At 41.6% G+C, this 8,820-nt stretch carries 12 protein-coding genes (1 of these 12 running past the window's edge); 5 read left to right on the top strand and 7 right to left on the bottom strand.

The genetic code is table 11. The annotated features are described in order from the left end of the window. A protein-coding gene (locus tag FHG67_RS20870; RefSeq protein WP_004497426.1) for a YqaA family protein crosses the window boundary here: on the top strand, positions 1 to 292 show its 3' portion. It extends 167 nt beyond the left edge of the window; the window shows 292 of its 459 coding nt (coding positions 168-459); its start codon lies beyond the left edge, outside the window; the stop codon is at positions 290 to 292. Between the two features lie 79 nt (positions 293 to 371). Here FHG67_RS20870 and FHG67_RS20865 read toward each other — a convergent pair whose 3' ends face one another. The 5 genes from FHG67_RS20865 to FHG67_RS20845 form a co-directional block, all read right to left on the bottom strand. Next, a complete protein-coding gene (locus FHG67_RS20865; protein WP_004500665.1) occupies positions 372 to 1,127 on the bottom strand; it encodes a hypothetical protein in 756 nt (251 codons plus the stop codon). A gap of 10 nt (positions 1,128 to 1,137) precedes the next feature. Continuing rightward, positions 1,138 to 1,344, bottom strand: coding sequence for a hypothetical protein (locus FHG67_RS20860; RefSeq protein WP_002627709.1), 207 nt, complete (start codon positions 1,342 to 1,344; stop codon positions 1,138 to 1,140). A 54-nt stretch (positions 1,345 to 1,398) separates the two neighbouring features. Beyond that, the gene (locus FHG67_RS20855) at positions 1,399 to 1,977 is read right to left on the bottom strand and encodes a hypothetical protein (RefSeq protein ID WP_004500672.1); all 579 of its coding nucleotides are present in this window, start codon (positions 1,975 to 1,977) and stop codon (positions 1,399 to 1,401) included. Next, complete coding sequence (locus FHG67_RS20850) at positions 1,961 to 3,073, bottom strand: KamA family radical SAM protein (RefSeq protein ID WP_004500676.1); 1,113 nt, start codon at positions 3,071 to 3,073, stop codon at positions 1,961 to 1,963. Before FHG67_RS20850 ends, FHG67_RS20855 begins: the two co-directional genes overlap by 17 nt. Before the next feature lie 69 nt (positions 3,074 to 3,142). Further along, a complete protein-coding gene (locus FHG67_RS20845; RefSeq protein WP_004503447.1) occupies positions 3,143 to 4,054 on the bottom strand; it encodes a phosphate ABC transporter substrate-binding protein in 912 nt (303 codons plus the stop codon). 370 nt (positions 4,055 to 4,424) lie between these two features. On the opposite strand from FHG67_RS20845, the gene efp reads away from it, so the two are divergent. The 4 genes from efp to FHG67_RS20825 are packed head-to-tail and all read left to right on the top strand — an operon-like array spanning position 4,425 to position 6,996. After that, entirely contained in the window at positions 4,425 to 4,991 is a 567-nt protein-coding gene (gene efp, locus FHG67_RS20840; RefSeq protein WP_002627711.1) for an elongation factor P, read from the top strand. Between the two features lie 18 nt (positions 4,992 to 5,009). Next, positions 5,010 to 5,543 (top strand): 1,2-dihydroxy-3-keto-5-methylthiopentene dioxygenase, encoded by a 534-nt coding sequence (locus tag FHG67_RS20835; RefSeq protein ID WP_002627721.1) that lies wholly within the window; start codon positions 5,010 to 5,012, stop codon positions 5,541 to 5,543. 1 nt (position 5,544) lies between these two features. Then, positions 5,545 to 6,282, top strand: a complete 738-nt coding sequence (gene mtnB, locus FHG67_RS20830; RefSeq protein ID WP_004503449.1) for a methylthioribulose 1-phosphate dehydratase — start codon at positions 5,545 to 5,547, stop codon at positions 6,280 to 6,282. 15 nt (positions 6,283 to 6,297) lie between these two features. Then, entirely contained in the window at positions 6,298 to 6,996 is a 699-nt protein-coding gene (locus FHG67_RS20825; protein WP_002627701.1) for an SDR family oxidoreductase, read from the top strand. Positions 6,997 to 7,275: 279 nt separating this feature from the next. On the opposite strand, the gene FHG67_RS20815 is transcribed toward FHG67_RS20825, so the two are convergent. Both FHG67_RS20815 and FHG67_RS20810 read right to left on the bottom strand, forming a co-directional pair. Beyond that, positions 7,276 to 7,635 carry an LB_289 family protein gene (locus FHG67_RS20815; RefSeq protein ID WP_002627713.1) on the bottom strand — a complete coding sequence of 120 codons (360 nt, stop codon included), beginning with the start codon at positions 7,633 to 7,635 and terminating at the stop codon, positions 7,276 to 7,278. A 372-nt stretch (positions 7,636 to 8,007) separates the two neighbouring features. Next, positions 8,008 to 8,751: a Yip1 family protein gene (locus FHG67_RS20810; RefSeq protein ID WP_004500670.1), complete on the bottom strand. Its 744-nt coding sequence runs from the start codon at positions 8,749 to 8,751 to the stop codon at positions 8,008 to 8,010. Positions 8,752 to 8,820 lie beyond the last annotated feature (69 nt).

The following is an 8,820-nucleotide window of genomic DNA, read 5'->3' as shown; positions in this document are numbered from 1 at the left end:
GGCCTCTTTCGGGAATTGCACCGCTTGTATAGTTAACTATTCCCTCGGTTTCGGCTCGGAAGTATTCGTTCGCAAAAAATTGGAATCTTCTCCAACGTTTCAAAATCTCTATCAAAAGATGAGTACGATCGGTTGGCCGATCTTGTTATTGTCTTTTTTACCATTCATCGGAGATCCGATTACCATTCTTGCCGGTTTTTTGAGACAAAGACTATGGTTGTTCGTAAGTATCGTATTCACTTTACGAATCGTTCGTTACGTTGTACTAGCGTTCGCCTTGATCCGATCGTAAAAATTTGTTTTCAATCGATCCGTTTGGTGTGTGTCTCTTCGAATCTTTGATTTTGAAACGAAGACGTTATTTCCCGATCCTAATAATTCAACTTGAGAATTTTAATTTCTTTTTCTTCGAAACGAATCGTATCTTTGAGAGTTTGAAACTTGTCCGCGGAAAATGGATTTTGGCGGTTGCGAATTTCCGTTTTCAATTTTAGAATTTCTTCATATAAATTCAAAATTTCCAAAATGTTTTCCGTCGCTTCTTTGCGGTAGAGTCCGCGCACCATCGCGATTAGTCTTGTGGGAATATCCGAGTGAACGACTTCAATCCAACTAATGTCTTTGATTTCGTGAAAGATCCAATTCTGAAGGTAAAGAGCCACAAGTCTTTCCATTCTCATGATCTCTTCTTTGGTGTTTCTCGAAGAGATACTTTTGTAAAAACGATATCTTTTTTTCAAATGTTTCCCGGCGGAGACGGGATCTATTGTAAGACCTTTGAGTTTTGTCCATTCCCTCGTTAAGGAAGGAAAAGATTCCTTTCCGTAAAAGGGTTCGCCTAACTCGCAAATATGAGCGGCGGAAGGTTCGAAAACGCGAAGTCTTGCGAAAAAAGAATCCGTGTCCGCGGTGACTAATTGGACGGGAGCGATTTCTTCCAGGGGGCTCAGGATGGTATTGATTTCTCTCAAAAAAGTGCTCTTCAACTGATCGCTCGGATCGGCTAAAAGAAAAAAATTGAAATCGGACGAATCCCGAAAATCTCCCCTTTGTCTGGATCCGTAAAAAAGAATCTCGAAGGGTTTTAGGGAAAATACGGTTTGCAGATTTTGTTTGATCGACTCCATCTTCCCTCTCTTATTCAAAAAATAATTTCATTCTCGAAAGATTCTCGAGAATCGCGTCATAAGCCCGATCTCTTTCTTCCGAATTCCGAAACGGTAGGGATTTGATATGATTCAGATCGTTGTAGACGATCTCGATCGAATTAGAGGAGGAGTTTTTCTTGATCGTGGATATATAATCCAGGTTGATGATTTCAGAATCTCCCAATTTCAACCACATACCAGATCCTTGCAAAGGATAGATTATGGATTTGTACGGAATTGGTCAAGAAGACTAAAAAATTCTTAGTCCTTTACGAATATTTTCATGAAATTCTTTTCCAAGCGAAGCAGGATTTTCTCCGGAATCGTTTTTAACATCCGTTTCAAAAACGAAAATAAAGGATTCTTTTTGCCATTCCCAGCGAATATAACAACGCCCATTATGAATTCCGGTTAAAACGCTGGCCCTTGAGTCGTTCGGCATGGAAAAATATTGATATTGTTTGTTCTCAAGCGAATTTAATTCCTCGATAGTGAGGATGTGTTTGAAATCGATCTGGTTGTCTTCCGTATAAGAGGAGGCCTTGATTCTTTCGAATTTGTTCGCTGAAGTATGGGTCGTAAAATCGTAGAACAGTCCCCTCGCAAATAATCTGCCGGATTCGTAAAGGGTGACTCCTTCGGAAGTGTCATAAACCACGTCATAGTTGAGTCTGAGATATCTCGGAGTTTCGATTGAAGATGCCGCTCTTTTACTTTCCGGAGTTTTACAGTTGGAAACGATCAGAAATCCAAATGTCAAGTATAGAACGATTTCGAGGAAAAGTTTCAAAACAACGGGACCATCCCCGAATTTAATAGCCGATTTCATAGAGTTCGTCCTGATAGTTTCGAAAGACGTAAGAACGATCCGTTTTTTCCGCCAGATAAAAAGTTGGAAGCGGAACCTTTCCCCCGCCTCCGGTTAGATCCGCTACGTATAGCGGAACCGATAAACCGGAAATCCTTCCTCGGATCTGTTTCATAATCTCTATTCCTTTTTCAATTTCGACTCGAAAACCTCCGCTTCCCCAAACCTCGTCGCACTGATGTAGATAATAAGGTTTGATTCCGATGGAGGTTAATCCGTAGAAGAGTTCCTTTAACGTTTCGGCTGAATCGTTGATTCCCTTTAAAAGGACGCTTTGATTTAGAACTATCGCATTCCCTTCTTGGATCAAAAGGGAAATTCTTTCCTGAACGAGAGGTGTGATCTCTTTCGGATGATTGAAATGAGTGACCAAATATATCGGGAAATGTTTTTTAAGAACGGAACATAGAGAAGAATCGATTCTCATCGGAAGTGTGACCGGATATCTGGAATGGATTCTCACTTGATTGATATGCGAAATGGATTTTAATTCTCCCAGGAGATAATCCAGTTTTTCATCGGAAAGATTAAGAGGATCTCCTCCGGAAAGAATCACTTCCTTGATTTCTTTATGCGATCGAAAATAAACCAGAGCCTGATTCCATTCTTCCCTGCCGGGTGTGTGCGAGGATTTACTCACCTTTCTTTTGCGAGTGCAAAATCTGCAATAAACCGCGCATACATGCGATAGATACCAAAGTGCGCGATCCGGATATCTGTGTGTAACTCCCTTTACAGGCATGTGGGTTTCTTCAGCAAGCGGATCCTGTTTTTCAAAACCGTTTCGGATCAATTCTTCCCGGTGCGGAACAATCTGGAGCCGGATCGGGCAGTTCGGATCTTTTGTATCTGCGAGATTTAAATAATAGGGCGTAACGGAAAATTCGAAAAACTCGGAACAGGCTTCGAAGGAGAGGATTTCTTTTTCCGTAAGTTCGAGATGTTCGGATAGCTGCGTTTGTGTTTTGATTCTATTTTGAATCTGCCATTTCCAATGTAACCACTCCGAAGAAGTTTCTAAATCGGATAGAGACGAATAGAAAGTGGAACTGGACATGAAGAATTGACTCCGGATTTGATTCTACTAAAATCCTCCTATCGTAGTTCGGGGAGTCAATTACATAACCTATCTTTTGACTTCGACTTCTAGGGTCGGAAGGGTTCCTCTTAAATATCCGCTTTTGAGAACCGCCTTCTGTCCTTCTTCACTTGTGACATACGTGATGAAATTGTCTATCTTTTGTCCGTGATCGGAAAGATAGAATAGATAGAGCCCTCTGGAAAGTTCATATTTTCTGTTATATACGTTTTCGACGCTAGGAATCACGAAAGGACCTTTTCCGGAAAGAGAATATTCTAAAGCGCGCACTCTGCCTTTGTTTTCAAAGAGAGCGCTTCCCATTCCCATAAACCCGATCGCATTCGGGTTGGAGTCGATCGCCGCAGTCATTGCGTCATTGTCCGCTACGATTTTAGCGGTTTTGGAATATACCAAATTCTTTCTTGTCTCGAAGTTTTTAATTCCTAGATCTTTTTGTTTGAGAACGTGCGTTTCAAAGTAGGCCGCGGTTCCGGATTTGTCGTTTCGAATCAGTACGTCTATTTTTCCGGGCTTACCTCCGACCTCGGACCAGTCCGTGATTTCTCCCGCAAAAATTTTAGAGGCCTCTTCCAAGCTGATTCTGCGGACCGGATTGGATGGATGAACAATGATTGCAATTCCGTCATAGGCGACCACAAGTGATTCGAATTTACCTTTGGAATTGAATTCCTTGAGCTCCGCTTCTGTAAGAGGTCTACTGGCTGCGGCAATATCCGTTTTGTCCTGAAATAATTTTTCGATTCCTTCGATTGATCCTCCGCCGTGAACCACGACTTGGAATCCCGATTTCTTGCGTGAATATTCCAAACCGATCATCTGAAGCATTACGTGCATCGTCTCGGAACCGGTGACGGTGATCGTTTCTCTCGGTTTACAATTTACGGCAAGTGTAACTAAGCCGACGATTGCGGTAAGAATCATAAAATTAAATTTCATATGTTTGTTTTTACGTTCCTGTGGAAAGTTGTCCGGGATACTGCTTCCCGTATAAAAAAAGTCTATTACAATTCGGGATTGAATTGTTACAAATTCATACGCCGTTGCTGTCATAACACAACACTTCGAGCTGTCTTACATCCAAGAATCATACTAATCTACGGATCCGTGTTAACTCAGCGAATGCCTCTTATGGATCGGCCGGCATTCAGGCCGTTCGAAGAACTCAACAGAACGGCTCTCTATGGGTCGTCGATTCAAGAAACTCAACAGAACGACTCTCTATGGATCGTCGTTCTGGATGTCTTTTTCTTGACAGGGGGCTCGTTTCAAAAGAAATAGAAAGGGGCAATTATCCTTAGGAAAATCCATGACTCTTGGTATCACAGAAGTAAAAAAAGGTATGGTTCTCAAAGTAGAAGGAGATCTTTACTCGGTCGTTAAAACTGAATTCGTAAACCCGGGTAAAGGTTCGGCTTTTATCAGAACGAAGCTTAAAAATCTTACCAAAAACAGTTCGATCGAACGTACTTTCAAAGCGGCGGAAAAATTAGAGAGTGTCGAATTAGAAAAACGAAATATGACCATTTGTTACACCGAAGGGGACGATATCATCTTCATGGATTCCAACGATTTCGAACAAATGCCGGTTTCTAAAGAATATGTGGAAGATATTCTTCCTTTTTTAAAAGAAGAAACTCCGATGGAAGTTACCTTCTACGAAGGAAAACCGATCGGAGTGATTCCTCCCAACTTTTCCATTCTCGAAGTGACCTACGCCGAAGAAGGTCTCAAAGGAGACACGTCCGGTACGGCTCAAAAAAGAGTTACCGTGGAAACCGGAGGAGAAATCAACGTTCCGATATTCGTAAAGCAGGGAGATATAATTAAAATAGATCTGCGGGATCTCACTTACGTGGAAAGAGTCAATAAATAACAAACTGCGGAGAATGTTATGGCAACGATAGTACGGCAAAAAGGTTTGGCACCGATCGAGGAAACGAACGAAGTGAAATCCTTTCTTAAAGAAAGAGGAATTGATTACGATCATTGGAAGGTGCCGTCTAACGCAACGGATTTGACGGACAAGGAAGTGCTTGCCGATGCCGAAAAAGAGGAACTTTTAAAAAAACTGGATGGTCGTTTTGAAGCTCTCAAAGAAAAAGAAGGTTATCAATCCAGAGACCTGATCGTATTACATCCGAACATTTCGGGATTAAACGACATGCTTGCTAAATTCGACCGAGTTCACTATCACACCGACGAGGAGGTGAGATATATCGTGGACGGTTCCGGCGTTTTCGGTTTTGTATTGAAAGGCGAAAAATTTCTCGTTCATGTCGTAAAGGACGATTTTATCTCCGTTCCAAGAAATACGAATCATTGGTTTTATTTGGACGATAAAAAAAGAATCAAAGCGGTTCGCTATTTTCAGGACATGAGCGGTTGGGTGCCGAACTACGTGGAAGAGACCAATTCCCTGGACTGATATGTCCGTCAAAAAACAACTAGAAAAGCTCTCTGCATTGGGGGCTACCTACCATAAGAACGGATGGATGCCGGGAACCGCCGGTAATCTTTCCGTCCGAATCTTAGGTGAATCCGGCTTTTGGGTCAGCGGAAGCGGTCTGGACAAGAACACGTTAAACAAGCGTAATTTTCTATACGTCGATTTGGAGTCGGGTCGGCTTTCCGCTTCGAAAAATACCAAGGCGGAAAAAGGGCTCAAGCCTAGCGCCGAAACTTCCATCCATAGGGCCGTCTACCGTGCGTTAGACGATATTGGATGCGGGTTGCACGTCCATACTTTGGAATCTAATCTGATTCGTACAAACACTTCCCAACATCGACCGGTCGCTCTTTTGGAACTTCCGGCGATTGAAATTCTAAAAGCGTACGGAATCTGGAAAGAAAACCCTAAGGTTTATGTTCCTGTGATCTACAACTTTCCGAACGTACAGGATATTTCAAACCGTCTTGAAAGTTATTTGAAAGAATACAAACCTATTGTTCCGTTCTGCATCATCGAAAAACACGGAATTACAGTATGGGGAAAGGATACGGTTCAGGCAAATCGAAACCTGGAAGCGACTGATTTTATACTCAAATATATGATATCCTCGAGAAATTTGTCTCATCTTCTCCCTATGGAAAATAATATATCGGAGTCGGATCGTCAGGAAGTGTATTTTGCGGAATTCCCGGTTTATCCAGCTACATTTTTCTAATAGAGAGAATCTGTTTTGTCTTCAGAGAAAGAAAACAATCTTATACTTGTTGCCGGAGCCGGTTCAGGAATCGGAAAGTCCGTATTAGAAAATCTGAATTTATTGGATCAATTTGCGATCGGAGTTTCGAGGACGGGAGAGGTTTGGGAACCTAGCAATGACTTCGAACCTGGAAAAAATTTTCAGTGTAATCTTTCTAGACAGTCGGAGGTTCTTGAATTTGTTACGGCCTTAAAAAAACGGGCTTTTTCCTTGGCCGGGGTTTATTTTACTTTCGGAAGCGGCTTATTCAAGCCCGTAGGGCAAATTGCATTAGAAGAATGGAACGCACATTTTGTTCTCAATCTGAATTCCCTCTTTTTGCTTACGAAAGAAATACTTCCTCTTCTAAAACCGGGTTCATTTTTGTGCTATCTTTCTTCGACTGCGGGATATCAGGGTTTTTCGAATTCTACGGCCTATTGTGCGAGCCGACATGCCATTGCAGGTTTTGCAAAAGCTCTTCGGGAAGAGTTGAAGTCGGAAGGAATTCGAGTCATCACCGTTTATCCGGGCGCGGTGTATACGGAGATTTGGAGAGGCAGAGAAGGATTCGAGCAGGAGGATATGATCCCGGTTGACGATTTCGGGAAATGGCTCGCGACACTTTCTATCTTACCGGATACTGTTTATCCGGACGAAATACATTTGCTTCCTCGTAAAGGAATTTTATAAGATTCAATCGTAGATATCTTTCCATGTAATGTAATAAGAGCGTGTCCCAAAACCGTTCGATCTTATCAGAATCTCCGCGGATCGCTGCAATTTTTTTGAGAATAGAATAAAGTGAGTTCGGTATAAGAAAATGAGAAAGAATTTGTTCGTAAAATTGTGGTTTGTCGTAGTTCCGTATTTTAAGAATAGATTTACAAGTTCAAATTCCAACAGAAAAATGAATCGCGCCGAACTCACGTTGGATATGATAACAAAATGTGGGTCAGAAGAAATCGGGGTTTAAGCCCCGATTTCTTCTTCGGCCTGTTCAGATTCTTCTTCGTTCATCAATTCTTTGAGTTCGTTGTAGGCTTTTTCTTTTTCCTGAACTCCGGTCTTTTTGATCGCTTTGCGAAGTACATTTTCCCATTGTTTTGCGGGAAGATTCGCCTGAATGTCTTCTAAAAGCTCCAAGATCGCGATGTCGTCTCCGGTATTGAAAATTTCTGTTGCGTCGTAGCGAAAGAGTGCCGACAACTCGTCGATATACACTCCTACGCTATTCCCTTTTCCGGAGGCGAGCCTCTTTTCTTGAAGTTGAACCTTTTTTTCTGCCTTGCGGAGGTCTCTTTCTCTTCTTTCCAGTTCGGTGCGTTTCATAGAAAAACCCTCAAGTATAGCTGATAAGCCAGTTTTTTACGGGGGCTTTTCATGTATAGGAGATTCCCGGGACGCGCCCCCAGGACCGGTCTTGAAAACGCTTATGATTAAATTCATTTTTTTTTGTACTAGAATAGACGAAGCAAATGAACGGAACGTTATACCTTAAGACATAAGAATCGGCTTTTGGCTTGGCAAAAACTCCGTTTACTTTTGAATCAATTGAAAAAGTTCCCGACGTAAATCTGACGAAAATGTCGAAAGTTTTTGAAAACTCCACTGTTCAAGTGGTTACGGAGAAAAGACGTTTTCAGTTTTTATAACTGTGTAAGGAAAAGTGTAAGTATGTTTTCGCTATCCGCATTGAGTATTCTATAAATCATCGAATCCTCTATGGTTGAAGTCTTCGGCTCTTGCTTTTTCCATTGCCTTTCGGATGATTTCCGTCGCTTCCCGTTCTTCTTGTATTTCTTTTTCTCTTATAGGGAATTTTTGGGAATTCATGTTCTCGATGATTTTATAATCTTTTATGTACGAATCCATTTTTGAGTATTGAAGATACAAAAATACGATCGTAAATAGGGAAAGTACGATTGCGGTCCTTTTTACGGGAGCTTTTAGATAAAAAGTCAAAGCAAGAAAGAATAAAAACGGAACATATGCGGTAAAAGCGATTCCGATCCACATTCCCAGATAAATGTGAATCAAACCGCCGAAGCTTTGCAGAAATAGTATCGCCCAAAACACGCTTAAGATAGCGGTGCTGGCTCTGAAGTTTTGTTTCCAATCGGTATTTCCCCCGCAGATCCAGGAGAAAAACATATAAAGGAAACCTAAAATAGGAAAAATAATAAAGCTCGCGAGTAAATACGCCGTAGGCATTTCGAAAAATAAAAAAGTCAAGGATGGACTGGGAAGTCCATTCGGAGTGAGTAAAGTCATGCCGATGACTGTAACCGCATATAAAAAGCTCATATAGACTAAACAACGAAGATATAGGGAGAGCAGAGGTTCTTCGGGAGCGTTGGAAAGATCCTTAAAAAAAGAAACCGGTTTTATTAAAACTTCCCCGGCTTCTTCGACTGCGTTCATAAAAGAAAAGGAAAACTTGCGCATTGAGTTTCACACAGTTTTTTTCTAAAAACTTACGTGGCAAGAGGAAAAGAATCCGAAGAGTCGTTTATA

Source organism: Leptospira weilii, from assembly GCF_006874765.1.
Lineage (GTDB): Bacteria > Spirochaetota > Leptospiria > Leptospirales > Leptospiraceae > Leptospira > Leptospira weilii.
This window is presented reverse-complemented; position numbering and strand designations above follow the sequence as displayed.